The following is a 25,557-nucleotide window of genomic DNA, read 5'->3' as shown; positions in this document are numbered from 1 at the left end:
ATCCGGGCTACCGGTTTCGGTCGTGGGGGTGGATCGCGTTGCACCGATCCACCAAGCGGCGCTGAATGGTGGATGAAAAAGGCGTCATCCACCCTACGCTTGGCTCAACGCACCTGCACTACGACCTTGCCCACCGCCTTGCGCTGCCCCAGGGCATTGATCGCCTCGGCGGCCTGCTCCAGCGGGAAGACCTGCGACACCAGCGGCTTGAGCTTGCCTTCGGCATGCCAGGCGAACAGCTGCTGGAAGTTGGCGGCATTGTCCTGCGGCTGGCGCTGGGCGAACGAGCCCCAGAACACCCCGACCACCGCCGCGCCCTTGAGCAAGGTGAGGTTGACCGGCAGCTCGGGGATGCGCCCGCTGGCAAAACCGACCACCAGTAGGCGGCCGTTCCAGGCGATGGCGCGGATGGCTTGGTCGAACAGGTCGCCGCCGACCGGATCGTAGATCACGTCGGCGCCCTGGCCGCCGGTGAGCTTCTTCACTTCATCCTTGAGGCTCGCCTCGCTGTAGTTGATCAGGTGGTCGGCGCCGGCGGCCTTGGCCACGGCCAGCTTCTCTGCGCTGCTGGCGGCGGCGATCACGGTGGCGCCCATGGCCTTGCCGATCTCCACCGCGGCCAGGCCGACACCACCGGAGGCGCCGAGCACCAGCAGGGTTTCGCCCGGCTGCAGGTTGGCGCGCTGCTTGAGGGCGTGCATCGAGGTGCCGTAGGTCATGCCAAAGGCGGCTGCGGCATTGATATCCAGGCCGCGCGGAATCGGCATGACGTTGTAGCCGGGCACCGCCACCTGTTCGGCGAAGCTGCCCCAGCCGGTCAGCGCCATCACCCGGTCACCGGCCTTGACGTGCTCGACCTTCTCGCCGACTTCCAGCACCACGCCGGCCGCTTCACCGCCCGGGGAGAAGGGGAAGGGCGGCTTGAACTGGTACTTGCCTTCGATGATCAGGGTGTCGGGGAAGTTGACCCCGGCGGCATGCACCTCGAGGAGGATCTCGTTCTTCTTGGGCGCGGGGCTGGCAACGTCTTCCACTACCAGGGTTTCGGCCGGGCCGAAGGCTTTGCACAGAACGGCTTTCATCACGAGATTTCCTCAGCGGGTTGATGGTCTGGCAGTGTAGGTGGCACGCCCGGCCGGTCAACGAGCATGCCCCGGCCTGATGCCCTCGTATAAGCGTTGGGCTTGGGTGTGGCGGCGGCAATGGCTATGCTAGGTCACCCCTTTAGTGAGGAACTGCCGTCGTGAAAACCTGGATTGCTCTGCTGTTGGCCCTGTCATTGCCCTTTGCCGTTCAGGCCAACAGCGGTGGCGAAGAAGCGGAAGGCGAGAACGCGGCGCCCAAGGTGGCCTACTACAGCCTGGTGCCAGCCCTGGTTGGCAACTTCGGCGCAGGTCCCAAGCTGAAGTTCTTCAAGGCTGATATCGCCCTGCGGGTGACCGGCACCGAGGCCGAAGAGAAGGTCGAGCATCATGAGCCGCTGATCCGCAACCAGCTGGTGATGCTGTTCTCCCAGCAGACCGAAGCCAGCATGGGCAGCCAGGACGCCAAGGAAAAGCTGCGCCTGGAAGCGCTCAAGCAGGTGCAGGACGCGCTCAACCAGGAAGAAGGCAAGCCCTACGTCGAGGACTTGCTGTTCAACAACCTGATCATCCAGTAACCCGCCACTATTTGCCCCGCCATGCCGCAGGTGCGCCGTGCGCACCTGCGGGCCCGGACAATTTCTTGGTGCGCAGGGTGCACCCCACGGCCACATGTGCCTGCGCAGTGCATCGACCCTGCGATCTGCAGCAGCTCGGCCGACTTGGCGCCGGTTCAGGCGCCGGGGGATTCTGACGGGCTGTAGCCGGAGGCTTGTGCGGCGCTCCAGATGCGGGTCTGGTTGCGTCCGCCGTGTTTGGCCTGGTACAGCGCCTGGTCGCTGCGGGCGATCAGGCTGCCGGGGTGCTCCTCGTTGGCCGGTTGGGCGACGGCCAGGCCAATGCTCAGGGTCAGGTATTGCTGTGGGCTGCCAGGGTGGGGGATGGCCAGGTTGGCGATCAGTTCGTGAACCCGCGCAGCCACATGCTCGCCACCATCCAGGCCGGTGCTGGTCAGGATGATGGAGAATTCCTCGCCGCCGTAGCGACAGGCTACGTCGCCCTCGCGTTGCAGGCACTCCTGCAGCACGGTCGCGACCTTGCGCAGCACATCGTCGCCGGCCAGGTGGCCGAGTGCATCGTTGTAGGCCTTGAAGTGGTCGATATCGATCATCAGCAGGGTCATCGGTGCGCCGATGCGGCGCAGGCGCCGCCATTCCGCCTGCAGCTGTTGATCGAAGAAGCGTCTGTTGTACAGGCCGGTCAGACCATCCAGCTGGGACAGGCGTTGCAGGCGTGCCTCCAGGGCCAGGCGCTCGCGGTTGTCGCGGGACACGGCAATCAGGTATTCGCGCTCATGCAATTGCACCAGCTGGGTGTTGATCTCGGCGGCCTGGCTGCTGCCGTCGCGCCGGCGCATTTCGCGCTGGAAGATGCGCGGCTGGTTGTCCTGCTGGGCGCTACGGGCCTGCTGCAGCCAGGCATGGAAGCCTGGCAGCAGCTGTTCGGGATCATTGCGCAGTAGCTGGGCGAAGTGTTCCGCGCGGTAACCGAGGCTGGCATAGGTGGCCTGGTTCATGTGCAGCAGCTCGCGGCTTGCGGTATCGAAGATGAACAGGCTGTCCTGGCAGGAATCGGTGAGGTCGAGCACCAGTTGCAGGCGCTCGCGGCTGTCGCGCAGGCGGCGTTCGACGGCTTCGCGGCGGGTCGCCTCGATTTTCAGCAGGCGATTGCTCACCTGCAGGGCCTCGGCGCGGCGGGCGTTTTCCAGGGCCAGGGCGAGGGCGGCGACCAGCAGCAGGCTGATGGCCAGGCTGGCCCCCAGCACCACCTGTGGCAGTGGCGAATTGAGGCGCTGCAGGAGCGCCTGGGTCGGTATCAACTGCAGGCTGAAGGTGCGATTGTTGAGTAGCTGCAGGGCCACGCGCTGGGGCATCTGCGGCAGGCTGCCCGGTGCCTGGCGGCTGTACAGGGGGTGGTCGTTCTCCAGCAGCTGCACGCTGAATTCGTCGCTGTCGAGGCTGTCGAGCAATTGCGTCATCAGAGGCTCGACGCGAAACACGCCTTGCAGGAATCCATCGAACTGGCGCTGGCCCTGGGCGTCCTTGAGGAACAGGGGGGTATAGAGGACGAAACCACGGCCGCCCTGGACCAGTTGGAAGCTGTTGGAGAAACGTTGTTCACCAGTGTTCCTGGCCTGCATGGCCAGGGGGTAGTTGGGGTGCTCGGCGCTCAGGCGAAAATTCTGCGCCGCCTCGTTGCCAGCCAGCGGCAGCAGCCAGCGCATGCGCAGATCGGCGCCGACCCACTGGATCGACTGATAGGCCGGAAAGCCCTGCAGGGCCATGTTCGCTTCGTGCTCCCATGCGGCCTGTTGCAGGCGGCCCAGGTTATTCCACAAGCGGGCGATGCGCTCGAGGCTTTCCACCTCGATGCTCAGGTTGTTTTCCAGTTGCCGGGCGAGGGTGCGCGCCTGGTAGCCGACGTGCTCCTCCAGGCGCTTGTGCTGGTCGTTTTCCAGCAAGCGCGCAAGCATCAGGCTGGCGCTGCACAGCACCAGCAGGAGAAGGGCCAGCGCCAGCCTTGCCGGCCAGACCGAGCGTGCGCGCATGAGGGAACTCCAGGAGCGTCTCGATCCTGATAGCACAGTGCGCCACCAGACTCAACGCATGGCCAGGATTGCCGCCCATTGCTCGCTGCTGACCGGCATTACCGATAGCCGGCTACCGCGTTGCACCAGGGCCAGTTCGCTCAGTTCACCGGCGGCTTTCAACTGGGCCAGTGGCAGCACGCGCGGGAAGGCTTCGACGAACTCCACGTCGATGGCACTCCACGGGTTCTTCTCGTGGCTGGCCTTGGCGTCGAAGTAGTGGCTGGCGGGATCCAGGGCGGTCGGGTCGGGGTAGGTGGGGCCGACGATGCGGGCAATCCCGGCGATGCCCGGTTCGGGGCAACTGGAGTGATAAAAGAAGAACTGATCGCCTTCCTGCATGCTGCGCAAGAAGTTGCGCGCCTGGTAATTGCGTACGCCATCCCAGCGTGCGCGACCGAGGCGCTGCAGGTCATGGATCGACAGTTCGTCGGGTTCTGATTTCATTAGCCATTTCGGCATGAACTTTGCTCCTGTTTGCCGGTCTTCGATGGCGTAGTTCAAATCGTTCTCGCTACCGACAGCTATAAGGTGCCAGCAGTGGTTCGGTCCAAAGTGCTCCGCAGAGAGCAGAAGGCCAGCCTGGCGCCTTGCATGACCAATAAGAACACCACCACCGGTCAGTCGATGCAGTGTGCCTGGAAAGGGGGAGGCAACCAATGAAACGCAAGAAGCCGGATATATTGTGGGTACTGGTAATCCTGTTCAGTCTGGGCATGGTTACCACGGGTTACACCCAGAACCTCTGGGAGCGTCAGGGCGAACAGGCTATCAGCCAGTCTCAGCCGTAAACGCAAGACGTATGAGCGCCGCAGGGATCGCGGTGCCATCGTTGTCTCTCGCCAGCAGGCGTTCAGCCGTACCAGCCGCCATCCGTCACTACCGCCTGTAGCCGCACATCCCAGCTGGCCAGTTCCAGCCTGTCCACCTTCTGGCATTCATGGGCCAGTCCCAACAGTGTCGGCTTGTGCCAATTTTTGCGCAGCTGGCGATAGGCCAGTTGTCGATCATAAAAACCACCGCCCATGCCCAGGCGTCCGCCATGCTCGTCGAAGCCGACCAGTGGTAGCAGGATCAGGTCCAGGGTCCAGGTGCGGCGTTGGCGCTTGGGATTGGACAGGGGTTCGGCGATGCGGAAGCGATTGGCTGCCAGTCGATCGTGCAGCTGCAGGCGCTGGAAGCGCATTCTGGTGCGTGGCCAGCGGCTGAGTACCGGCAGGTAGACGGCCTTGCCGCGCGACTGGGCGGCGTGCAGCAGTGGGCGCGGGTCGATCTCGCCATCATTGGGCAGGTACAGGGCAATATCGCGGGCGCGGCGAAACAGCGGGTGCTGGGCCAGCTGCCGATAGAGGGCGCGGGCGGCCTGTTTCTGTTGCAAGGGGGAGAGGTTGCGGCGCGCCTGGCGCAGCTGGCGGCGCAGAACCGGGCGGGACAAATTGCCGGCTTCAAGCATGCGAGCCTGCTCAAGCTCTGCTGCGCATCGGTCATGCTGCGTTAAAACCGTCTTCGGAATGCTCATTTACAGCTCGTAAACTCCGCTTCCTCAGCCGCTTTTGCCTTGCCTGACCTTCGCTCGCGAAAGCTTGAGCAGGCTCGAAAAATGAGGACTCCCCGGTTGTGCCGCTATCGGGTTAGCCCTTGAACCCGAAAGTTCAAGGTGGAGATTGCAGGAGGCGTTCAGGCTTTCCGTCAGGCGGACATGCACACCGGCCCCACTTGCAACCCCCGTGGTTGTGCGTATCGGCTCAGGGACATCACCGACTGGCAAACACACCAGGGAGCTGGCGCGAGTATACCCCAATCGCCCGCTCTGCAATCAGATGCCGAGGCCATCCTGATCGGTGGCCAGGGCGCTGTCGACACGGGTGAGCAGGTCGCGCACCCGCTCGCGGGTGTGGTCGGCTTCCTGATCCAGGCGCTGCTGCTTGTGCAGCAGGTCGTGGGTGATGTTCAGTGCGGCCATCACGGCAATCCGGTCGGCGCCGATGACTTTGCCGCCGGAGCGGATCTCGCGCATCTTGCCGTCCAGATAGCGCGCGGCGCTTTCCAGATTGCTGCGTTCGTCTGGCGGGCAGGCGATGCAGTATTCCTTGTCGAGGATATGTACGGTGACGGTGTTTGCTTGGGTCATGAGTCCTGCTCCAGGGCTTTCAGGCGCGAAATCATCGATTCGACCTTGTGCCGGGCCAGTTCGTTCTTTTCGATCAGATGGGCGCGTTCCTCGCGCCAGGCCTTCTCGCTGGCCAGCAGGGCACGGTTCTGCGACTTGAGCTGCTCCACGCGCTGGATCAACAGCTCCAGTTTGCGTGTAAGGGCTTGCAGTTCGAGGTCTTCCATGGGCTCCCTACCTGGGTGATGAGTGGCGGAACTATAAAGGATTGCCGGGCTTGCGATGCGACCGGATCGCGATTCTCGCTGGCTGGCCGCGGCCCGCTGACGCAGGGCTTCGATGGTCTTGCCGCGCCTGCCGGTGCTAGGATACGAAGCCTCCATTCTAGACATTGCGCTGCCTAGCGCCTAGCTGCCCATGACCTCTTCGAATTCGCCGTACTCCGCTTTCGCCGCCCTGCTCGCCAGCAGCGGCAAACCCGTTTCCCCCGCCGAGCTGCACGGCCTGCTGCTCGGTCGCAGCTGCGCCGGTGCCGGCTTCGAGCCCGAGGCCTGGATCCAGGACGCCGTCGAGCTGCTCGGCGACGAGCCGGCCGACAATGTGCGCCAGGCGCTGATCGGCCTGCAGGAAATGGTCAAGGGCGAGCTGACCAGCACCGACATCACCGTGGTCCTGCTGCTGCCCAGCGACGATGCGCCGCTGGTCGAGCGCGCCCAGGCCCTGGGCCAGTGGTGCCAGGGCTTCCTCGACGGCTTCGGCATGATCCTCGGCAACACCGCGCTGAGCGGCGAGGCCATGGAAGTGCTGCAGGATCTGTCCGCCATCGCCCAGGTGCAGAGTGCCCTGGAAGAGTCCGAGGACGGCGAGAACGACTACATGGAAGTGATGGAATACCTGCGTGTTGCCCCGCTGCTGCTGTTCACCGAGTGCGCCAAGCTGGCGCCGGTGGCCGCTGCCAAACCTTCCCTGCATTAAGGTCGGATATCGCCATGGTCAGCATCCCCAAGTCGGAATACGCCCGGCGGCGCAAGGCGCTGATGGCGCAGATGGAACCCAACAGCATCGCCATCCTGCCGGCGGCGCCGGTGTACATCCGCAACCGTGATGTCGAGCATGTCTATCGCCAGGACAGCGACTTCCAGTACCTCAGCGGCTTCCCCGAGCCGGAAGCGGTGCTGGTGCTGATCCCCGGTCGCGCCCATGGCGAATACGTGATGTTCTGCCGCGAGCGTGATCCGGAGCGTGAGCTGTGGGACGGCCTGCGCGCCGGCCAGGACGGTGCGATCAGCAACTTCGGCGCCGACGATGCGTTCCCCATCGGCGATATCGACGACATCCTGCCGGGCCTAATCGAAGGCCGTGAGCGCGTTTACTACGGCATCGGACGGAACCAGGAGTTCGACCACCGGCTGATGGAGTGGGTCAACGTGATCCGTTCCAAGGCCCGCCAGGGCGCCACTCCGCCTAACGAATTCGTTGCCCTCGACCATGTGCTGCATGACATGCGCCTGTACAAGTCGGCCAATGAAGTGAAAGTGATGAGGGAAGCCGCCGAGATCAGCTCGCGCGCGCATATCCGCGCCATGCAGGCCAGCCGTGCCGGCCTGGCCGAGTACCACCTGGAAGCCGAGCTGGACTACGAGTTCCGCAAGGGCGGGGCGAAGATGCCGGCCTACGGCTCAATCGTCGCTGCCGGCCGCAACGCCTGCATCCTGCACTACCGCGAGAACGATGCGCCGCTCAAGGATGGTGATCTGGTGCTGATCGACGCCGGCTGCGAGATCGACTGCTACGCCAGCGACATCACCCGCACCTTCCCGGTCAGCGGTACGTTCTCAGCCGAGCAGAAGGCCATCTACGAGCTGGTGCTCAAGGCCAACGAGGAGGCGTTCAAGCACATCGCCCCCGGCAAGCACTGGAACGAAGCCCATGAGGCCACCGTGCGGGTGATCACCGCCGGCCTGGTCGAGCTGGGTCTGCTCGAAGGCCAGGTCGACGAGCTGATCGCGGCTGAAGCCTACAAGCCTTTCTACATGCACCGCGCCGGCCACTGGCTGGGCATGGACGTACACGATGTCGGCGAATACAAGGTCGGCGGCGAGTGGCGCGTGCTCGAAGTGGGCATGGCGATGACCGTCGAACCCGGCATCTATATCGCCGTGGACAACCAGAACGTGGCCAAGAAGTGGCGCGGCATCGGCGTGCGCATCGAGGACGACGTGGTGGTGACCAAGAGCGGTTGCGAAATCCTCACCACCGGCGTGCCGAAGACGGTCGCCGAGATCGAGGCGCTGATGGCTGTCGCCCGCAGCCAGGCGGCCTGAGTCGATGAAGCGGGTGCAGCTGGCGATTATCGGCGGTGGCCTGGTCGGCGCGAGCCTGGCCCTGGCCCTGCAGGCCGGCGCCAAGGCGCGTGGCTGGCAGATCGTGCTGGTCGAGCCGTTCGCCCCTGGCGACAGTTACCAGCCCAGCTACGACGCACGCTCCACGGCGCTGTCCTTCGGTACCCGGCAGATCTATGAGCGCCTCGGCCTGTGGCCGGCGATCAGCCCGCGTGCCGAGGCGATCAGCCAGATTCATGTCTCCGACCGTGGCCGCTTTGGTGCCGCGCGCCTGAGTGCCGAGGACGAAGGGGTGGCGGCCCTCGGCTATGTGGTGGAAAACGCCTGGCTCGGCCACTGCCTGTGGCAGGCCCTCGACCGCGACGTGGTGAGCTGGCGCTGCCCCGCCGAAGTCACCCGCCTGGAAGCCCTGGCCGATGGCTACCGGTTGACCCTCAACGATGAGGAAATCCTCGATTGCGACCTCGCTGTGCTGGCCGATGGCGGACGCTCCGGCCTGCGCGAGCAGCTGGGCATTGCGGTGCGCCATACGCCCTATGGGCAGACGGCGCTGATCGCCAATATCAGCCCCACCGAGCAGCACGCCGGCCAGGCCTTCGAGCGCTTCACCGACGAAGGGCCGATGGCCATGCTGCCGCTGGCGGACAACCGCTGCGCGCTGGTCTGGACTCGTCCGGGCAATGACGCCGCGCGCCTGCAGGCGCTGGACGAGCGCGCCTTCCTCACCGAGCTGCAGCAGGCCTTCGGCTACCGCCTCGGCGCCCTGCGCCAGGTCGGCGCCCGGCATACCTACCCGCTGGCACTGGTCGAGGCTCTGGAGCAGGTACGTCCACATCTGGTGGTGCTTGGCAATGCCGCGCACAGCCTGCACCCGGTGGCGGGGCAGGGCTACAACCTGGCCCTGCGCGACACCCTGGCCCTGGCTGACTGCCTGCTGGCCAGCCCAGCGCCGCTCGGCGATTTCGCTACCCTGCAACGCTACCTGAGCGTCCAGCAGCAGGATCAGGCGCTGACCGTCGGCTTCTCGGATCGGGTTACCCGCCTGTTCGGTCGCAACGAGTCGTTGCTGGTGGCCGGGCGCACCCTCGGCCTGCTCGGTCTCGACCTGCTGTCGCCGGCCAAGCGCTGGTTCGCCCGCCAGGCCATGGGCCTGGGCACCCGTACACTTTAGGATGGTCATGAGTAACCGCCGACTGGCCCGCAAGGCGCGTTTGCTGCGCTGGGCGATGAATCTCTACCCGCCCTATCTGGGTGCGGGTATCCGCGTATTGAAGATGGCCCCGGATCTGCGCGCGATCCGTATTCGCATGGGCCTGGGCTGGTACAACCGCAACTATGTCGGCACCCAGTTCGGCGGTTCGCTGTATTCCATGACCGATCCCTTCTTCATGTTGATGATCATGGAAAACCTCGGGCGCGATTACATTGTCTGGGACAAGGCCGCGCACATCGATTTCGTCGCGCCGGGCAAGGGCCCGGTGTACGCCGATTTTCACATCGATGAGACCCTGCTCAGCGACATCCGCAGCCATACCGCCCAGGGCGACAAGTATTTGCCCGAGCTCAAGGTGGAAGTGCGCGACGGCGCCGGCAGCCTGGTCGCCACCGTACACAAGACTCTCTACGTCCGCCTCAAGCCGCGTGCGCGGCAAGTGGCATAAGGAAAAGCGATGCAAGCGGATCTGATCATCGTGGGCGCCGGCATGGTTGGCAGCGCCCTGGCTCTGGCCCTGGAGCACAGTGGCCTGGATATCCTGGTGGTCGACGGCGGCCCGCTGAGCATCAAGCCCTTCGCGGCCGACGCCGCCTTCGAGCCACGGGTCAGCGCGCTGTCCGCCGCCAGCCAGCGCATTCTCGAACGCCTCGATGTATGGCCGGGGATTGCCGCGCGGCGGGCCTCGGCCTACTGCGACATGCAGGTGTGGGACGGCTCCGGCACCGGCAGCGTGCACTTCTCCGCGGCCAGCGTGCATGCCGAAACCCTCGGCCACATCGTCGAGAACCGCGTGGTCCAGGATGCCCTGCTCGAACGCCTGCACGACAGCCGCCTGGGCCTGCTCGGCAATGCGCGCCTGGAGCAGCTACGCCGCTCCGGCGATGGCTGGCTGCTCAAGCTGGCCGATGGCCGCGAGCTGCGTTCGTCGCTGCTGGTGGCCGCCGACGGCGCCAACTCGGCGGTGCGTCGCCTGGCCGGTTGCGCCACCCGCGAGTGGGATTACCTGCACCACGCCATTGTCACCAGCGTGCGCTGCGCCCGCCCGCACCAGGCCACGGCCTGGCAGCGTTTCACCGACGACGGCCCGCTGGCCTTCCTGCCGCTGCGCCGAGGCGACGATGAGCACTGGTGCTCGATCGTCTGGTCGGCGGTGCCGGCCGAGGCCGAGCGGCTGATGGCGTTGGACGACGACGCATTCCGCCACGAACTGGGCAAGGCCTTCGAGTGGCGCCTGGGCGAGGTCAGCCAGGTCGACCCACGCCTGTGCATCCCGCTGCGCCAGCGCCACGCCAAGCGCTACGTGGAAAGCGGCCTGGCGCTGATCGGCGACGCTGCCCACAGCATCCATCCGCTGGCCGGGCAGGGCGTCAACCTCGGCTTCCTCGATGCCGCGGTGCTGGCCGAAGTGCTGCTGCATGCCCTCGAGCGCGGTGAGCAGCCGAACGACGTGCGTGTGCTCAGCCGCTACGAGCGCAGGCGCATGCCGCACAACCTGGCAATGATGGCGGCCATGGAAGGCTTCGAGCGCCTGTTCCAGGCCGACCCGCTGCCGCTGCGCTGGCTGCGCAACAGCGGCCTGAACTGGGTCGACGACTTGCCGGAGGCCAAGGCGCTGTTCGTTCGTCAGGCTCTCGGCCTGTCCGGTGATCTGCCGCTGTTGGCGCGGGCTTGAGAACCTGCTCACGATCTCCTGTCCGTCGGCCATACCGCGTTAAAAACAGGCTCGGCAAGCCGCTTGAGGCTAACGCGCTTTAGCGCGACCCGAAGGGCGAGTGAAACGAGTCATGCTCATTTACAGCTCGTAAACTCCGCTTCCTCGCCTGTTTTTGCCTTGTCTGGCTCTAGTACAGAAGATCGTGAACAGGTTCCGACAGGCTTCCTGCAATATTCGTTAACGCCTGCGACATCTGTGTAGTTGAGAAGCTAAATAGTATTCACTACTATTCGGCTCCTTCTTCTCAACATGAGGCGGCATCATGCAGGCTCGCACAGGTCTTATCGCTACCCTGGCTCTCTCCGCACTGGCTACCAGCGTCCAGGCGGCCGATGAAGTGGTGGTCTACTCCGCGCGCATCGACGAGCTGATCAAGCCGGTGTTCGACGCCTACACCGCCAAGACCGGCGTAACGGTGAAGTTCATCACCGACAAGGAAGCGCCGCTGCTGGCCCGCCTCAAGGCCGAGGGGGCGAATACCCCGGCCGACCTGTTGATCACCGTGGACGCCGGCAACCTCTGGCAGGCCGAGCAGGAAGGCGTGCTCAAGCCGCTCAAGTCGGCCGTGATCGAGGCCAACATTCCGTCGCAGTACCGCTCCAGCACCGGTGCCTGGACTGGCCTGTCGCTGCGCGCGCGGACCATTTTCTACTCCACCGAGCGCGTGAAGCCGGAAGAGTTGTCGACCTACGAAGCCCTGGCTGATAGCAACTGGGAAGGCCGCCTGTGCCTGCGCACCAGCAAGAAGGTCTACAACCAGTCGCTGACCGCCACCCTGATCGAGGCCCATGGCGAAGCCAAGGCCGAAGAGATCGTCAAAGGCTGGGTCAACAACCTGGCCACCGACGTGTTCGCCGATGACACCGCCTTGCTCCAGGCCATCGACGCCGGCCAGTGCGACGTAGGCGTCACCAACACCTACTACTACGGCCGCCTGCACAAGCAGCAGCCGGATCTGAAGGTCAAGCCGTTCTGGCCGAACCAGGCCGACCGTGGCGTGCACGTCAACATGTCCGGTGCCGGCGTGACCCTGCACGCTCCGCATGCCGCCGAGGCGCAGAAGTTGCTGGAGTGGATGACCGGCGCCGAAGCGCAGAGCCTGTTCGCTGACGTCAACCAGGAGTACCCGGCCAACCCGGTGGTCAAGCCGTCTGCCGAAGTGGCTGCCTGGGGCAGCTTCAAGGCCGACAGCGTGCCGATGGAAGTGGCGGGCAAGCGCCAGGCCGAAGCGACCAAGCTGATGGATCGCGCCGGCTGGAACTGATGCTTGTGCGGCAGCTTCTTGTCCGCGGCTAATCACCGCGAGGCCTATAATCAGTAAGCGCAGCACCCGGCTGCGCCTTACTGGTTGCAATACCCCCCCTGATGTTGCCGGCACCCCTGTGTCGGGCAGTGCGGGGACCCGTTGCGCGCCGACAGGATTTGCCGATGTTTGCCAAGCCTCTACTGGCAGCGGGATTGCTGACCATTGCCATGGGCACTGCCCAGGCCGAAACCATCATTCTGGTGGCCGATGCCTGGTGTCCCTACAACTGCGATCCGGACAGCGAGCGTCCGGGTTTCATGGTCGAAATCGCCCAACGGGTATTCAGCGCTGCCGGATATAAGGTGGTGTATCTGGTCGAGCCCTGGAACCGTGCCCAGCAATCGGTGCAGGCCGGGCGCTATCAGGGGCTTATCGGTGTTACGCCGCGCATGCTGCAGAAACTGGAGCAGCCGCTGCAGGCTCCGCAGCAGGAGCAGGCGCGCATTCGCGGCGCCTATTTCACCCTGGCCGACAGCACCTGGCGTTACAACGGCACGCAGTCCTTGTATTCCGAGCGCTTGGGTCTGATTGCCGGCTACGGCTATGCACCGATTCGCGATTACATCGCGGCTAATGAGGGTACGGAGCGGGTGCAGTATGCGCATGGCGAGGACGCACTGCAGAACAACCTTAACAAGCTGTTGCACGGACGTATCAGTCTGGTGCGCTCCGACGAGTTGGCGTTTCGCTATACCGCAAAGCAGATGGGGCTGGCCGACCGTTTCCGTGACGCTGGTGGCGAGCAGCTGGGCGAGATTGACCGTTTGCTGTACATCGCCTTCGCGCCCGAGGAGGTTTGTCCGGCCTGCAGTGAATATGCACAGATCCTGTCGGACGGCATGAGCAGCCTGCGTCAGAGTGGCGAGCTGGAGAAGATTCTGGCGCGCTATGGCCTGCATGATTGGCAACAGGCGCCGGGGGCGGACTAGCTGGCCAGCTGCCGTTATACTGCGCGCGCCCTAGCCTAGCTGTCAGCCCTGAGGACTTTGCGTGGCCCATCCCGCCCAGCGCCGTTGGTATCCCATCGCCTTTGCCATCGCCGCCCTGGTCCTGCTGCCGCTTTCGGTATTGCTGCTGTCCTGGCATGAGGTCGACCAGAGCATCTGGGCGCACCTGTGGCAGACGCAATTGCCGCGCCTGCTGGCCAATACCCTGCTGCTGGTGGTCGGGGTCGGCACGGGCGTGGTGCTGCTGGGTGTCAGTCTGGCCTGGCTGACCAGTCTCTGCGAGTTCCCCGGGCGGCGCTGGCTGGACTGGGCGCTGATGCTGCCCTTCGCCATTCCTGCCTATGTGCTGGCCTTCGTCTTCGTCGGCCTGCTGGACTTTGCCGGGCCGCTGCAGACCCTGGCCCGCGACTGGTTCGGCAGCGGCCTGCGCTTCCCGCGGGTGCGCTCCAGCGGCGGGGTGATCATCGTCCTGGTGCTGGTCTTCTACCCCTACGTCTACCTGCTTGCCCGCGGCGCCTTTCTGGCGCAGGGCAAGGGCCTGATGGAGGCGGCGCGGGTGCTCGGCCAGTCGCCCTGGCAGGCGTTCTGGCGTGTCGCCCTGCCGATGGCGCGCCCAGCCATCGGCGCCGGTCTGGCCCTGGCGATCATGGAGACCCTGGCCGACTTCGGCGCGGTCTCGGTGTTCAACTTCGATACCTTCACCACCGCCATCTACAAGACCTGGTACAGCTTCTACAGCCTGTCCAGCGCCACCCAGCTGGCCAGCCTGCTGCTGCTGGCGGTGCTGCTGGTGCTGTATGGCGAGCGCCGTGCGCGGGGTGCCACGCGCCCGGCCAGCGAGCGGCCACGGGGCCAGCCGCTGTACCACCTGCGCGGTTGGCAGGCGGCGCTGGCCAGTGGCTGGTGCGGCCTGGTGTTCACCTGCGCTTTCGTCGTGCCGATGGCGCAGCTGCTGGTGTGGTTTTTCCAGCGCGGCCGTTTCGATCTGGATGAGCGTTATGTCGGGCTGATCCTGCATACCCTTTATCTGGGTGGCCTGGCGGCCCTGCTCACCGTGAGCGTCGCCCTGCTACTGGCCTTTGCCCGCCGCCAGGCGCCGACCCGTGGCATCCATGCCGCGGTGGGCCTGGCCAATCTCGGCTATGCGCTGCCCGGCTCGGTGCTGGCGGTGGCGGTGATGCTGGCGTTCAGTTACTTGGACAATCATCTGGTCATCCCCCTCTCCAGCTGGCTGGGCGGGGCGGGCAAGCCGCTGCTGCTGGGCAGCCTGGGCGCCTTGCTGCTGGCCTACCTGGTGCGCTTCATGGCGGTCGCCTACGGGCCGCTGGAGAGCAGCCTGGCGCGCATTCGCCCGTCATTGCCGCAGGCTTCGCGCAGCCTCGGCGTAGGTGGCCCGCAGCTGTTCCTGCGGGTCTATCTGCCGCTGCTGGTGCCGGGCGCGCTGAGCGCCGCGCTGCTGGTGTTCGTCGATGTGCTCAAGGAAATGCCGGCGACCCTGCTGATGCGCCCCTTCGGCTGGGACACCCTGTCGGTACGGGTGTTCGAGATGACCAGCGAGGGCGAGTGGGCGCGTGCCGCGTTGCCGGCGCTGAGCCTGGTGCTGGTCGGCCTGTTGCCGGTGATAGGCCTGATTCGCCGCTCGGCCCGCCAGCCAGGGCACTAGGGTTGGCTGCGCGTCGGCCGGGCTGCGTTGAAACGCAGTAACAGCTCTGGCTGGTCAAGCGCGTTCGGCCTGCTCATTTACAGCTCGTAAACTCCGCGGCCTCACGCGCTTTCGCCTTGCCCGGCTCTAGCTCGCCGAACCCTAGACTATGCGGTCATTTTGCGAGATGACCAGACGCCTTTGCGGGGCTACAATGCGCGCCTGCTGACGCAGCCCGACCATGAACCCCGTATCCGCTGCAGGCCCCGGCCGGCGCGGGCGGGCGTCTAGCGCAAGGAGTTACCCATGGGACAACGTACCCCTCTGTACGAACAGCATCTGGCGCTTGGCGCCAAGATGGTCGATTTCGGTGGCTGGGACATGCCACTGCACTACGGCTCGCAAGTCGAGGAGCACCATCAGGTGCGCCGTGACTGCGGCGTGTTCGACGTTTCCCACATGACCGTGGTCGATGTCACCGGCCCTCAGGCCCAGGCCTGGCTGCAGTACCTGCTGGCCAACGACGTGGCGCGTCTGAAAACTCCAGGCAAGGCCCTCTACAGCGGCATGCTCAACGAGCGCGGCGGCGTGGTCGATGACCTCATCGTCTACCTCACCGACTGGGGCTACCGCGTGGTGGTCAACGCCGCCACCCGCGACAAGGACCTGGCCTGGATGCAGGCGCACACCGCCGGCTTCGACGTCACCCTGGCCGAGCGCGCCGAACTGGCCATGCTCGCCATTCAGGGCCCCCAGGCCCGCGCCAAGACCGCCGAACTGGTGAGCTCCGCGCGTGCCGCGATCATCAACGAACTCAAGGTGTTCCAGGGCCTGCCGGAAGGCGACTGGTTCATCGCCCGCACCGGTTACACCGGTGAAGACGGCCTGGAAATCATGCTGCCGGCCGAACAGGCCGCCGCCTTCCTCAGCGAGCTGGTCGGTGCCGGCATCGCCCCGATCGGCCTCGGCGCCCGCGACACCCTGCGCCTGGAAGCCGGCATGAACCTGTACGGCCAGGACATGACTGACGACGTTTCGCCGCTGGCCGCCAACATGGCCTGGACCATTGCCTGGGAACCGGCCGAGCGCCAGTTCGTCGGCCGTGCCGCCCTGGAAAGCCAGCGTGCCGCCGGTGACCAGCCCAAGCTGGTCGGCCTGGTACTGGAAGAACGTGGCGTGCTGCGTGCCCACCAGGTGGTGCGCATCGAAGGCGTTGGCGAAGGCGAGATCACCAGCGGCAGCTTCTCGCCGACCCTCGGCAAGTCCATCGCTTTGGCCCGAGTGCCGGCGGCCACCGGCGAACGCGCCGAAGTGGAGATTCGCGGCAAGTGGTACCCGGTGCGCGTCGTGCAAGCCAACTTCGTGCGTAACGGCAAAGCCACCATCTAACTGCTAACTTTTCCGGGCGGGCTACCCGCCACCTGATCCTGAGGACACCCTGATGAGCACTATCCCCGCCGATCTGCGTTTTGCTGCCAGCCACGAGTGGGCCCGCCTCGAAGCGGATGGCACCGTCACCGTGGGTATTTCCGACCACGCTCAGGAAGCCCTGGGTGACGTGGTCTACGTCGAACTGCCGGAAGTCGGCAAGCAGCTGGCCGCCGGTCAGGAAGCCGGTGTGGTGGAGTCGGTGAAAGCCGCCTCGGACATCTACGCACCGATCGCCGGCGAAGTCATCGCGGTCAACGAAGCCCTCAGCGACAGCCCCGAACAGGTCAACGGCGAACCTTACGCCGCCTGGTTCTTCAAGCTGCAGCCGAGCAATGCCGCCGACCTCGACAGCCTGCTGGATGCCGCCGGCTATCAAGCCGCCTGCGAAGCCGACGCCTGAGAAGCGGCCAGGATCTGCTGCGCGTCGGCCAGACGTCGTTGGAAGCGGCCTCGGGGTGCTCATTTACAGCACGTAAACTCCGCCCCCTCGGCCACTTCCGCCTAGTCTGGCTCTAGCTCGCGAGATCCTGATCCGCTTCTACGAACCGCCCCAGGTCACCTTCGTCGCCGAGCCTCGATTCGTCGAGGCTCTGTCATTTCCCGAGAGTCCCACCATGTCCCAGACGCCCCGTCTCGCCCAGTTGCACCAGCCCGATGCCTTCCTCCGTCGTCACCTCGGCCCCGATGCCGGCGAGCAGCAGGCCATGCTGTCCGTCCTCGGCGTGGCCGACCGCGACGAACTGATCGTGCAGACGGTGCCACCGGCCATCCGCCTGAATGGCCCGCTGGCTCTGCCGCCGGCGCTGGACGAGCAGGGCGCCCTGGCCAAGCTCAAGGGTTACGCACAGCAGAACCAGCAGTGGACCAGCCTGATCGGCATGGGCTACCACGGCACCCTGACCCCGACCGTGATCCTGCGCAACGTGCTGGAGAACCCGGGCTGGTACACCGCCTACACCCCCTACCAGCCGGAAATCGCCCAGGGTCGCCTGGAAGCGCTGCTGAACTTTCAGCAGCTGACCATCGACCTCACCGGCCTCGACCTGGCCAGTGCCTCGCTGCTCGACGAAGCCACTGCCGCTGGCGAAGCCATGGCCCTGGCCAAGCGCGTGGCCAAATCGAAGAGCAACCTGTTCTTCGTCGACGAGAATTGCCACCCGCAGATTATCTCCGTGGTGCAGACCCGCGCCGAAGGTTTCGGCCTGGAAGTGCTGGTCGGCAACCTCGATGAGCTGAGCCAGCACCAGGTCTTCGGCGCCCTGCTGCAGTACCCGGACACCCACGGCGAGATTCGCGACCTGCGTCCGCTCATTGCCGCGCTGCATGCCCAGCAGGCCCTGGCCTGCGTCTCGGCCGACCTGCTGTCGCTGCTGCTGCTGACCCCGCCGGGTGAGCTGGGCGCCGACGTGGTGTTCGGTTCGGCCCAGCGCTTCGGCGTGCCGATGGGCTACGGTGGCCCGCACGCGGCGTTCTTCGCCACCAGCGACGCCTACAAGCGCGCCATGCCCGGGCGGATCATCGGTGTATCGAAAGATGCCCGCGGCAACACCGCGCTGCGCATGGCCCTGCAGACCCGCGAGCAGCACATCCGCCGCGAGAAGGCCAACTCCAACATCTGCACCTCGCAGGTGCTGCTGGCCAACATCGCCAGCTGCTACGCCGTCTACCACGGCCCCGCAGGCCTCAAGCAGATCGCCCAGCGCGTCCACCGGCTGACCGCCATCCTCGCCGCCGGTCTGGCGCAGAAGGGTGTGCAGCGCGACAACCAGTACTTCTTCGACACCCTGACCCTGGAAGTCGGCGGCATGCAGACCGCCATCATCGAGTCGGCCAAGGCGGCGCGCATCAACCTGCGCATCCTCGGCCGCGGCAAGCTGGGTGTCAGCCTGGACGAGACCTGCAGCGCGCAGACCGTCGAGCAGTTGTTCGCCATCTTCCTCGGCGCCGACCACGGCCTGAGCGTGGCCGAACTGGATGCCGGCGAACTGCCCCAGGGCATCCCGACCGAGCTGCTGCGCACCTCAGCCTACCTGACGCACCCGGTGTTCAACACGCACCACAGCGAAACCGCCATGCTGCGCTACCTCAAGCGCCTGGAGAACAAGGACCTGGCCCTCAACCAGTCGATGATCCCGCTGGGCTCCTGCACCATGAAGCTCAACGCCACCAGCGAGATGATCCCGATCACCTGGCCGGAATTCGCCAGCCTGCACCCCTTCGTGCCGGCCGAGCAGGCCCAGGGCTACAAGCTGATGATCGATGAGCTGGAAGAGTGGCTGCGCGCCATCACCGGTTTCGACGCCATCTGCACCCAGCCCAACTCCGGTGCCCAGGGCGAATACGCCGGCCTGCTGGCGATCCGCAAGTACCACCAGAGCCGTGGCGATGGCCACCGCGACATCTGCCTGATCCCGGCTTCGGCCCACGGCACCAACCCGGCCACCGCGCAGATGCTGAGCATGCGTGTGGTGGTGGTGGACTGCGACGCTGCGGGCAACGTCGACTTCGACGACCTCAAGGCCAAGGTGTTGGAGGCCGGCGATAAGCTGGCCTGCCTGATGATCACCTACCCGTCGACCCACGGCGTGTACGAGGAAGGCATCCGCGACATCTGCGACGCGGTGCATGCCGCCGGTGGCCAGGTGTACATGGACGGCGCCAACCTCAACGCCCAGGTTGGCCTGGCCCGTCCGGCCGATATCGGCGCCGACGTGTCGCACATGAACCTGCACAAGACCTTCTGCATCCCCCACGGCGGTGGCGGCCCGGGCATGGGCCCGATCGGCGTGCGCGCGCACCTGGCGCCGTTCGTCGCCAACCACCCGGTTATCGAGCTGCAGGGACCGAACCCGCAGAACACCGCGGTCAGCGCTGCGCCCTGGGGCAGCGCGAGCATCCTGCCGATCAGCTGGATGTACATCGCCATGATGGGCCCGCAACTGGCCGACGCCACCGAAGTGGCGATCCTCAACGCCAACTACCTGGCCAGCCAGCTGACCGGCGCCTTCCCGGTGCTCTACACCGGCCGTAACGATCGCGTCGCCCACGAGTGCATCCTCGATCTGCGCCCGCTCAAGGCGGAAACCGGGATCAGCGAGGAAGACGTGGCCAAGCGCCTGATGGACTACGGCTTCCACGCGCCGACCATGTCCTTCCCGGTGGCGGGCACGTTGATGATCGAGCCGACCGAGAGCGAGTCCAAGGAAGAACTGGATCGCTTCATCAGCGCCATGCTGAGCATCCGTGCGGAGATCGCCAAGGTCGCCAGCGGCGAGTGGCCAGCCGAGAACAACCCGCTGAAGAACGCCCCGCACACCCTGGCCGACGTCACCGGCGTGTGGGAGCGGCCGTACAGCATCGAGGAAGCGGTGACCCCGTCCGCGCACACCCGCGCGCACAAGTACTGGCCAGCGGTGAACCGTATCGACAACGTGTTCGGCGACCGCAACCTGTTCTGCGCCTGCGTGCCGATGGACGACTACCGCGAGTAAATCGCGCGAGGGCCATGAAAAACCGCCTTCGGGCGGTTTTTTATTGCCGGCGATTTCTCCTGCGCAAGCGGCTGCAGCCGCGACCTCCTGCGCATATGGGGCGGGCTGCGGAGAAAAGCCGGACTGCGTTCAAGGCTTTGCTACGCTCTTGATCTGGTGCAGTGCGGTAAATATTTCTGCAGTCATAGTGCCCCAGAGTAGCGGGCATGACGGATGCGGCGGGGGAGGCCGGCATCGGCAGGGTTAGTCCGCTACACATCAGGCTACTCATATTCGCGTTGTCTGCTCCCGGCTCCTGAGGTGCCGGAGCCGGTTGCGTGTGGCAAATCGATCAGGGAGTCTTCGATGGCTGAAGCAAGCAAGAAAATGAGCCTGATGGGGCTTACCACCCTGGTGGCGGTGAACATGATGGGTTCCGGCATCATCATGCTGCCGTCGAGCATGGCGCAGCTGGGGGCGGTGTCGCTGCTGTCATGGATCATCACGGCCATCGGCTCCATGGCCATCGCCTACTGCTTTGCCCAATGCGGCATCTACTGCCCGCGCTCCGGCGGCATGTCGGCGTACAGCGAGGAGGCGCATGGCAAGTCGGCGTTCTTCCTCTGCTCGTTTCTCTACTTCCTCTCGTTGGCGATCGGCAATGTGGCCATCGGCATCTCCGCTGTGGGTTATCTGACGCCCTTCTTCCCCTGGCTGGGCAGCGGCGCCATTCCGCTGTTCATCGGTACGGTCGGACTGATCTGGCTGACCACCGTGGCCAACTTCGGTGGCCCGAGCATCACCGGCAAGATCGGCTCGATCACCGTCTGGGGCGTGATCATTCCGGTGGCGGGGCTCAGCGTGATCGGCTGGTTCTGGTTCGACAGTGCGGTGTTTGCCGCGGCCTGGAACCCCAACAACCTGGCCACCAACGATGCCATCGCGCAGAGCATCCCGCTGACCCTGTGGGCCTTCCTCGGCATGGAGTCGGCGGCGCAGAACTCAGACGCGGTAGACAATCCCAAGCGCAACGTGCCGCTGGCCTGCCTGTTCGGCACCCTCGGTGCGGCGGTGGTCTACATCCTCTCGACCACGGTGATCCAGGGCATCATCCCCAACGCCGAGCTGGCCAATTCCAGCGCGCCGTTCGCCTATGTCTACGCGCAGATGTTCAATCCGCTGGTGGGCAACATCATCATGATTCTCGCGGTGATGGCCTGCATCGGCTCCCTGCTGGGCTGGCAGTTCACCCTCGGCCAGACCGCCAAGGTCACCGCCGAAGAGGGCATGTTTCCCAGGCTGTTCGCCCGCGTCAGCAAGCTGGATGCACCGATCATCGGCATGATCGCCTGCGCCGTGCTGCAGACGCTGCTGGCCCTGTCGACCATCTCGCCGAACGCCAGCGAGCAGTTCAGCAAACTGGTCAACCTGGCGGCGGTCACCAACCTGATTCCTTACGTCACGGCGCTCTCCGGGCTGCTGGTGATCATGTACAAGGCCCAGGTCGGTACGGCGATCTTTACCCGCAATGTGGCGGTGCTGCTGGTGGCGATGCTTTATTGCTATTACGCCCTGTATGCCTCCGGCAAGGATGCGGTGTTTGGTGCGGCCATCGTCCTGGTCATCGGTTACCTACTCTACGGCTTTATCACCAAGCGTTTCGTCGACGCGCCGACCAGACCGACGACCCGCGGGAGGTCCTAGAGCCTGTTCACGATCTTTTGGACTAGGGCCAGACAAGGCAAAAAACAGGCGAGGAAGCGGAGTTTACGAGCTGTAAATGAGCTTTCCGAGCCTGTTTTTAACGCGGTATGGCCGACCGACAAGAGATCGTGGACGGGTTCTTAGGCATGGCACAGGCATCACTATTCAGGGAACAGGACATGACGCTAAATCCGATCAAATCGACCATCCGGGCGCTGCTCTGCCTGGTTGCGGCGCTGCCGCTGCTGGCCGCTGCCGACACCCTCGAGCGGGTGCGCAGCAGCAACAGCATGACCCTGGCGTTCGTGCCGGAAGTGGCGCCCTTCAGCAGCCAGCAGGGCGAGCAGGTCAGTGGCTATGGCATCGACCTGTGCCGGCGTATCGCGCAGAGGGTCCAGGCCGAGCTGGGAGCTGGCGAACTCAAGCTGAATTTCCTGGCGGTCGCAGACGCGAAGAAGACTGCTGCGCTGGCCACGGGCAAGGCCGACATTCTCTGCACGCCAAGCCCGGAAAGCCTGGCCGCACGCCAGGCGGTGAGCTTCTCGGTGCCGGTCTACACCGCCGGCCTGGGTGTACTGGTACGCGAGGATGCGCCGCAGACTCTGTTGGCCGTGCTCAGCGGCCAACCTGCGCATAGCGGGCCGACCTGGCGGGCCACGGTCAACCGCGGCCTGGCCCAGCATACCTACGTGAGCATGGCCGGCGGCGTTACCCAGGCGTGGATTCTGGAGAAGGTGCGACGTCTGGGAGTAGTGGTGAAGCTGTTGACGGTTGAGAGCTACGACCAGGGTGTGGCGCTGATCGCCAGTGGCCAGGCCGATGCCTTCTTCTCCGAGCGCATGTTCCTCGAGCACTACCTGAGGGCTCACAGTGGTACCGAGCAGCTGCAGGTATTGCCGCGCATCTTCGAGTCGGTGCCGGTCGCGCTGGGTGTGCCGCGCGGTGACGAGGATTGGCGCCTGCTGGTCGATAGCGCATTGAGCGAACTGTACCGCTCCGGCGAGCTTGAGCGACTGTATACCGAACACCTCGGCAAGCCGGGTGAGGCGGAGCAGGCGCTGTTCAAGGTCTATGCGCTGCCTTAGAGCCTGTGCACGATCTCCTGTCCGTCGGCTACCACGTTTAAAGCAGGCTCTAAAAAGATCGCGGACAGGCTCTTAGCGTCTATCTCAGCTCTTACGGGTGCGCGTAGCGCACCTTACGGTGAGTCGCTCAGCGGCAGCCACTGTCCGGCAACTCGCTCAGCGCCCGCCGGATCAGCTCCTGGCTGCGCGGGCTGGCGAGGATGCTGGTGTGGTCTTCGGCCAGCAGGAACAGGCGTTGCGCTTCATCCTGGGCGGCGGCCCGCAGCTCGCTGGCCAGTGGCACCACGCCGTCGTTGGGCTGCTCCAGCAGCCGGCTGTTGCCGCTGTAGCTGACCAGCAGCCACTGGCTGATATGTGCCGGCAATGGGGTGGCGAAGAGGCTTTGCAGGTACTGGCTGCCCGGCGCCAGATCGCGCCAGACCGGCGCCACCACTGGTGCCCGGGCGATGCCGTCCGCCGCCGACGGGTGGCCATCCCAGGGTGTGGCCAGGGTGAGGAACAGGCATTGCCGGTCGGTGCCGCCGCCGGCGCTGAGCAGTTGCACGGCGCGGCGTGCCACCAGCCCGCCCATGCTGTGGGCGAACACATGGAAGCGCTGCGGGCGGTGGCGCAGTTGCACATCGCGCAACGCCTCGCCGAGCAGGTAGGCGCTGTGGTTCAGCGGCAGGCCACTGGGATAGTGGAACAGCACCAACTGGAAACGCTCGCGGTCGATGTGCTCAGCCAACTCGCGCCACACCGGCGGGCCGCTGTTGATCCCGTGCACCAGGACTATCGGTTCCTTGTCCGCGTCCCAGGGCTCCAGCAGGTACAGGCCGTAACCGACCTCGCTGAGGAAGTCCAGGGGCTGCCAGGCGCCCTGGCTGACCCGTTGCGGCGAGAAGCGCGGGTCATCGAAGTCCACCACCTGCAGATAGTTGTGCTGCAGGCGCGGCAGCTCGCGGTAGGCCTGGCTCAGGTCGAGGGCCGGCGGCGTAGCGCGCGAGTGACTGGCGAGTTCGGGCTGCAGCAGGTTGAGCTGGCCGAGCTGGCTACGCTGTTCGGCGTTTGGCTGCACTCGGAAGGGCGCGGTGCGGGCCTGTGGCAGCCAGTGGTGTGGCTCGTCGGCATCCAGGCGCAGATTACCGTTGCGATCACTGAAGGCCAGCAACTGGTAATCGCCGGCGGGCATGCTGAAGTAGAACAGCCCGCCCGGCTGGACGATGCGGTAGGCCAGCAGCCGAGCCTGCGGGTCGAGCAGGGCGACCAGCGCCTGCTCCGAGCCCTGCAGGGTGCCGGGGATCAGCAGCAGTTCGCGCTGGGCACTGGCGTACTGACGATCCAGCTCCAGCAACTGGCAGCCGCCCAGCAGGGCGAGCAGCCCCAGTACAAGCAATCGGGCCATCCATGCACTCCATCCAGATGTAAAAAACTGCAATCCAGCTGCTCGTCAGCCAACGCCTGGCCCATCGAGCAGCCCGTTGCTACATGAGTCGCTAGCCTTGCGGGTGCACCGCTTCGACCTTGAGCAGCACGCCGTCCTGGCCGACCACACGGACTTCGCTGCCGGCTGGCAGATCCGCACCGATCACCAGCCACAGGCTGTCGCCGGCCTTGATCTTGCCGCGTCCGCCGACGATGGCCTCGTGCAGGACGAACTGGCGTCCGAGCAGCTCGCTGCCGCGCTGGTTCAGGCCGGGCTGGTCGGAGGGCTTGCCGGCGCTGCGCTGGCGTTGCCACCAGAGCACGGCGGTGAGCACCGAGAGCACGGCGAACAGGATGAACTGCAGGGTCCAGGGCAGCTCCGGGAAGAGGAAGGTCAGCACGCCGACGCTGGCGCCGGCCAGGCCGATCCACAGCAGGTAGCCGCCGGCGCCGAAGACCTCGAGGATCAGCAGTACGGTGCCGAAGGCCAGCCAGTCCCAGTAGGAGAGGTGCTGCAGGTAGGCCATCATTTCTGCTGGTCACCGAAGGTGGCCTTGACGATTTCGCCGATGCCGCCGACCGCGCCGATCACCTGGCTGGCTTCCAGCGGCATGAGGATCACCTTGCTGTTGTCGGAGCTGGCCAGATTGCCCAGGGCCTCGATGTACTTCTGCGCAACGAAGTAGTTGACCGCCTGCACGTTGCCGCTGGCGATGGCCTCGGACACCATGCGCGTGGCCTCGGCTTCGGCCTGGGCGGCACGTTCGCGCGCTTCGGCTTCGAGGAAGGCGGCCTGGCGCTGGCCTTCGGCCTTGAGGATGTCGCCCTGCTTCTGCCCTTCGGCAGTGAGGATGGCGGCGGCACGCAGGCCCTCGGCTTCGAGAATCTGCGCGCGCTTGATCCGTTCGGCTTTCATCTGCCCGGACATGGCCGCCATCAGGTCGGCGGGCGGGCTGATGTCCTTGATCTCGATACGGGTGATCTTGATACCCCAGGGCGCGGTGGCTTCATCCACGGTCTTGAGCAGACGCTCGTTGATCGCGTCGCGCTGGCCGAGCATGGCGTCCAGCTCCATGGAGCCGAGCACGGTACGGATGTTGGTCATCACCAGGTTGCGGATGGCGTGCTCGAGGTTGTTCACCTCGTAGGCGGCCTGCGCCGAGTTGATGATCTGGAAGAAGCAGATGGCGTCGATCTGCACCGTGGCGTTGTCGGCGGTGATCACTTCCTGCGGCGGGATATCCAGCACGCTTTCCATCACGTTGAGCTTGCGGCCGATCTTGTCCATCACCGGCACGATGATATTGAGGCCCGGCTTGAGTGTGTTGGTGTAGCGGCCAAAGCGCTCCACCGTCCACTCGAAGCCCTGCGGCACCACCTTGAAGCCCATGAACACCACGGCCACGGCGAGGCCGACGAAGAGCAGCAGTACGCCACCAATTTCCATATTAATTCTC

24 protein-coding genes and 1 other RNA gene are annotated in these 25,557 nt (G+C 65.3%); 15 read left to right on the top strand and 10 right to left on the bottom strand.

The annotated features are described in order from the left end of the window. Positions 1 to 104: 104 nt before the first annotated feature. The gene (locus HNE05_RS18900) at positions 105 to 1,082 is read right to left on the bottom strand and encodes an NADPH:quinone oxidoreductase family protein (RefSeq protein ID WP_173210239.1); all 978 of its coding nucleotides are present in this window, start codon (positions 1,080 to 1,082) and stop codon (positions 105 to 107) included. A 161-nt stretch (positions 1,083 to 1,243) separates the two neighbouring features. Between HNE05_RS18900 and HNE05_RS18895 the strand changes: the two genes are divergently transcribed. Continuing rightward, positions 1,244 to 1,660 carry a flagellar basal body-associated protein FliL gene (locus tag HNE05_RS18895; protein WP_173210237.1) on the top strand — a complete coding sequence of 139 codons (417 nt, stop codon included), beginning with the start codon at positions 1,244 to 1,246 and terminating at the stop codon, positions 1,658 to 1,660. Between the two features lie 155 nt (positions 1,661 to 1,815). Here HNE05_RS18895 and HNE05_RS18890 read toward each other — a convergent pair whose 3' ends face one another. Both HNE05_RS18890 and HNE05_RS18885 read right to left on the bottom strand, forming a co-directional pair. Continuing rightward, positions 1,816 to 3,690 carry a diguanylate cyclase domain-containing protein gene (locus HNE05_RS18890; RefSeq protein ID WP_173210235.1) on the bottom strand — a complete coding sequence of 625 codons (1,875 nt, stop codon included), beginning with the start codon at positions 3,688 to 3,690 and terminating at the stop codon, positions 1,816 to 1,818. A 51-nt stretch (positions 3,691 to 3,741) separates the two neighbouring features. After that, the gene (locus HNE05_RS18885; RefSeq protein ID WP_173210226.1) at positions 3,742 to 4,191 is read right to left on the bottom strand and encodes an EVE domain-containing protein; all 450 of its coding nucleotides are present in this window, start codon (positions 4,189 to 4,191) and stop codon (positions 3,742 to 3,744) included. Between the two features lie 197 nt (positions 4,192 to 4,388). Between HNE05_RS18885 and HNE05_RS20605 the strand changes: the two genes are divergently transcribed. After that, positions 4,389 to 4,520 carry a hypothetical protein gene (locus HNE05_RS20605; RefSeq protein WP_275679047.1) on the top strand — a complete coding sequence of 44 codons (132 nt, stop codon included), beginning with the start codon at positions 4,389 to 4,391 and terminating at the stop codon, positions 4,518 to 4,520. Between the two features lie 62 nt (positions 4,521 to 4,582). Here the strand turns inward: HNE05_RS20605 and HNE05_RS18880 are convergent, their stop codons facing one another. From HNE05_RS18880 to HNE05_RS18865, 4 genes are all read right to left on the bottom strand, one after another. After that, positions 4,583 to 5,182, bottom strand: a complete 600-nt coding sequence (locus HNE05_RS18880; RefSeq protein ID WP_173210223.1) for a 5-formyltetrahydrofolate cyclo-ligase — start codon at positions 5,180 to 5,182, stop codon at positions 4,583 to 4,585. 151 nt (positions 5,183 to 5,333) lie between these two features. Beyond that, a non-coding RNA gene (gene ssrS / locus HNE05_RS18875) (6S RNA) lies at positions 5,334 to 5,512 on the bottom strand. Between the two features lie 33 nt (positions 5,513 to 5,545). Further along, positions 5,546 to 5,860 (bottom strand): cell division protein ZapA, encoded by a 315-nt coding sequence (locus tag HNE05_RS18870; RefSeq protein ID WP_173210221.1) that lies wholly within the window; start codon positions 5,858 to 5,860, stop codon positions 5,546 to 5,548. Further along, positions 5,857 to 6,066, bottom strand: coding sequence for a TIGR02449 family protein (locus HNE05_RS18865; RefSeq protein WP_173210220.1), 210 nt, complete (start codon positions 6,064 to 6,066; stop codon positions 5,857 to 5,859). The genes HNE05_RS18870 and HNE05_RS18865 overlap by 4 nt, the downstream gene beginning before the upstream one ends. A 190-nt stretch (positions 6,067 to 6,256) precedes the next feature. Between HNE05_RS18865 and HNE05_RS18860 the strand changes: the two genes are divergently transcribed. The 13 genes from HNE05_RS18860 to HNE05_RS18800 all read left to right on the top strand — a co-directional run bounded on the left by HNE05_RS18860 (position 6,257) and on the right by HNE05_RS18800 (position 22,696). After that, entirely contained in the window at positions 6,257 to 6,814 is a 558-nt protein-coding gene (locus tag HNE05_RS18860; RefSeq protein ID WP_173210218.1) for a YecA/YgfB family protein, read from the top strand. Between the two features lie 14 nt (positions 6,815 to 6,828). After that, positions 6,829 to 8,163 (top strand): Xaa-Pro aminopeptidase, encoded by a 1,335-nt coding sequence (pepP, locus tag HNE05_RS18855; RefSeq protein WP_173210216.1) that lies wholly within the window; start codon positions 6,829 to 6,831, stop codon positions 8,161 to 8,163. A gap of 4 nt (positions 8,164 to 8,167) precedes the next feature. Then, positions 8,168 to 9,352 carry a 2-octaprenyl-6-methoxyphenyl hydroxylase gene (gene ubiH, locus HNE05_RS18850; protein WP_173210214.1) on the top strand — a complete coding sequence of 395 codons (1,185 nt, stop codon included), beginning with the start codon at positions 8,168 to 8,170 and terminating at the stop codon, positions 9,350 to 9,352. A gap of 7 nt (positions 9,353 to 9,359) precedes the next feature. Then, complete coding sequence (locus tag HNE05_RS18845; RefSeq protein ID WP_173210212.1) at positions 9,360 to 9,842, top strand: DUF4442 domain-containing protein; 483 nt, start codon at positions 9,360 to 9,362, stop codon at positions 9,840 to 9,842. A gap of 9 nt (positions 9,843 to 9,851) precedes the next feature. Continuing rightward, positions 9,852 to 11,069, top strand: a complete 1,218-nt coding sequence (locus tag HNE05_RS18840; protein WP_173210210.1) for a 2-octaprenyl-3-methyl-6-methoxy-1,4-benzoquinol hydroxylase — start codon at positions 9,852 to 9,854, stop codon at positions 11,067 to 11,069. A 304-nt stretch (positions 11,070 to 11,373) separates the two neighbouring features. Beyond that, positions 11,374 to 12,375, top strand: a complete 1,002-nt coding sequence (locus HNE05_RS18835; RefSeq protein WP_173210208.1) for an extracellular solute-binding protein — start codon at positions 11,374 to 11,376, stop codon at positions 12,373 to 12,375. Between the two features lie 164 nt (positions 12,376 to 12,539). Further along, complete coding sequence (locus HNE05_RS18830) at positions 12,540 to 13,346, top strand: substrate-binding periplasmic protein (RefSeq protein ID WP_173210206.1); 807 nt, start codon at positions 12,540 to 12,542, stop codon at positions 13,344 to 13,346. Positions 13,347 to 13,407: 61 nt separating this feature from the next. After that, positions 13,408 to 15,027: an ABC transporter permease gene (locus HNE05_RS18825; protein ID WP_173210204.1), complete on the top strand. Its 1,620-nt coding sequence runs from the start codon at positions 13,408 to 13,410 to the stop codon at positions 15,025 to 15,027. 285 nt (positions 15,028 to 15,312) lie between these two features. After that, positions 15,313 to 16,395 (top strand): glycine cleavage system aminomethyltransferase GcvT, encoded by a 1,083-nt coding sequence (gcvT, locus tag HNE05_RS18820; protein ID WP_173210202.1) that lies wholly within the window; start codon positions 15,313 to 15,315, stop codon positions 16,393 to 16,395. 52 nt (positions 16,396 to 16,447) lie between these two features. Next, positions 16,448 to 16,837, top strand: coding sequence for a glycine cleavage system protein GcvH (gene gcvH / locus HNE05_RS18815; protein ID WP_173210200.1), 390 nt, complete (start codon positions 16,448 to 16,450; stop codon positions 16,835 to 16,837). Between the two features lie 214 nt (positions 16,838 to 17,051). After that, complete coding sequence (gene gcvP / locus HNE05_RS18810) at positions 17,052 to 19,928, top strand: aminomethyl-transferring glycine dehydrogenase (protein WP_173210198.1); 2,877 nt, start codon at positions 17,052 to 17,054, stop codon at positions 19,926 to 19,928. A gap of 345 nt (positions 19,929 to 20,273) precedes the next feature. Next, positions 20,274 to 21,611: a putrescine-ornithine antiporter gene (potE, locus tag HNE05_RS18805; RefSeq protein ID WP_173210196.1), complete on the top strand. Its 1,338-nt coding sequence runs from the start codon at positions 20,274 to 20,276 to the stop codon at positions 21,609 to 21,611. Positions 21,612 to 21,790: 179 nt separating this feature from the next. Then, complete coding sequence (locus HNE05_RS18800; RefSeq protein WP_173210194.1) at positions 21,791 to 22,696, top strand: amino acid ABC transporter substrate-binding protein; 906 nt, start codon at positions 21,791 to 21,793, stop codon at positions 22,694 to 22,696. A 127-nt stretch (positions 22,697 to 22,823) separates the two neighbouring features. Here HNE05_RS18800 and HNE05_RS18795 read toward each other — a convergent pair whose 3' ends face one another. The 3 genes from HNE05_RS18795 to HNE05_RS18785 form a co-directional block, all read right to left on the bottom strand. Next, on the bottom strand, positions 22,824 to 24,080 hold the full coding sequence (locus HNE05_RS18795) for an esterase/lipase family protein (RefSeq protein WP_173210192.1): 1,257 nt from the start codon (positions 24,078 to 24,080) through the stop codon (positions 22,824 to 22,826). A gap of 91 nt (positions 24,081 to 24,171) precedes the next feature. Further along, on the bottom strand, positions 24,172 to 24,630 hold the full coding sequence (locus tag HNE05_RS18790) for an NfeD family protein (protein WP_173210190.1): 459 nt from the start codon (positions 24,628 to 24,630) through the stop codon (positions 24,172 to 24,174). Next, positions 24,627 to 25,547, bottom strand: a complete 921-nt coding sequence (locus tag HNE05_RS18785; protein ID WP_173210188.1) for an SPFH domain-containing protein — start codon at positions 25,545 to 25,547, stop codon at positions 24,627 to 24,629. Before HNE05_RS18785 ends, HNE05_RS18790 begins: the two co-directional genes overlap by 4 nt. Between the last annotated feature and the right edge of the window lie 10 nt (positions 25,548 to 25,557).

Origin of the sequence: Pseudomonas campi, from assembly GCF_013200955.2 — a bacterium.
In the GTDB taxonomy this organism is placed as follows: Bacteria; Pseudomonadota; Gammaproteobacteria; order Pseudomonadales; family Pseudomonadaceae; genus Aquipseudomonas; species Aquipseudomonas campi.
Note: the sequence above shows the minus strand (reverse complement) of the source record. Positions and strands in the feature narration are given on the sequence as shown.

Coding starts and splice junctions, on each gene's coding strand:
- HNE05_RS18900 (WP_173210239.1), bottom strand. CDS start 1,082: ATGAAAGCCGTTCTGTGCAAAGCCTTCGGCCCGGCCGAAACCCTGGTA.
- HNE05_RS18890 (WP_173210235.1), bottom strand. CDS start 3,690: ATGCGCGCACGCTCGGTCTGGCCGGCAAGGCTGGCGCTGGCCCTTCTC.
- HNE05_RS18885 (WP_173210226.1), bottom strand. CDS start 4,191: ATGCCGAAATGGCTAATGAAATCAGAACCCGACGAACTGTCGATCCAT.
- HNE05_RS20605 (WP_275679047.1), top strand. CDS start 4,389: ATGAAACGCAAGAAGCCGGATATATTGTGGGTACTGGTAATCCTGTTC.
- HNE05_RS18880 (WP_173210223.1), bottom strand. CDS start 5,182: ATGCTTGAAGCCGGCAATTTGTCCCGCCCGGTTCTGCGCCGCCAGCTG.
- HNE05_RS18870 (WP_173210221.1), bottom strand. CDS start 5,860: ATGACCCAAGCAAACACCGTCACCGTACATATCCTCGACAAGGAATAC.
- HNE05_RS18865 (WP_173210220.1), bottom strand. CDS start 6,066: ATGGAAGACCTCGAACTGCAAGCCCTTACACGCAAACTGGAGCTGTTG.
- HNE05_RS18860 (WP_173210218.1), top strand. CDS start 6,257: ATGACCTCTTCGAATTCGCCGTACTCCGCTTTCGCCGCCCTGCTCGCC.
- pepP (WP_173210216.1), top strand. CDS start 6,829: ATGGTCAGCATCCCCAAGTCGGAATACGCCCGGCGGCGCAAGGCGCTG.
- ubiH (WP_173210214.1), top strand. CDS start 8,168: ATGAAGCGGGTGCAGCTGGCGATTATCGGCGGTGGCCTGGTCGGCGCG.
- HNE05_RS18845 (WP_173210212.1), top strand. CDS start 9,360: ATGAGTAACCGCCGACTGGCCCGCAAGGCGCGTTTGCTGCGCTGGGCG.
- HNE05_RS18840 (WP_173210210.1), top strand. CDS start 9,852: ATGCAAGCGGATCTGATCATCGTGGGCGCCGGCATGGTTGGCAGCGCC.
- HNE05_RS18835 (WP_173210208.1), top strand. CDS start 11,374: ATGCAGGCTCGCACAGGTCTTATCGCTACCCTGGCTCTCTCCGCACTG.
- HNE05_RS18830 (WP_173210206.1), top strand. CDS start 12,540: ATGTTTGCCAAGCCTCTACTGGCAGCGGGATTGCTGACCATTGCCATG.
- gcvT (WP_173210202.1), top strand. CDS start 15,313: ATGGGACAACGTACCCCTCTGTACGAACAGCATCTGGCGCTTGGCGCC.
- gcvH (WP_173210200.1), top strand. CDS start 16,448: ATGAGCACTATCCCCGCCGATCTGCGTTTTGCTGCCAGCCACGAGTGG.
- gcvP (WP_173210198.1), top strand. CDS start 17,052: ATGTCCCAGACGCCCCGTCTCGCCCAGTTGCACCAGCCCGATGCCTTC.
- potE (WP_173210196.1), top strand. CDS start 20,274: ATGGCTGAAGCAAGCAAGAAAATGAGCCTGATGGGGCTTACCACCCTG.
- HNE05_RS18800 (WP_173210194.1), top strand. CDS start 21,791: ATGACGCTAAATCCGATCAAATCGACCATCCGGGCGCTGCTCTGCCTG.
- HNE05_RS18795 (WP_173210192.1), bottom strand. CDS start 24,080: ATGGCCCGATTGCTTGTACTGGGGCTGCTCGCCCTGCTGGGCGGCTGC.
- HNE05_RS18790 (WP_173210190.1), bottom strand. CDS start 24,630: ATGATGGCCTACCTGCAGCACCTCTCCTACTGGGACTGGCTGGCCTTC.
- HNE05_RS18785 (WP_173210188.1), bottom strand. CDS start 25,547: ATGGAAATTGGTGGCGTACTGCTGCTCTTCGTCGGCCTCGCCGTGGCC.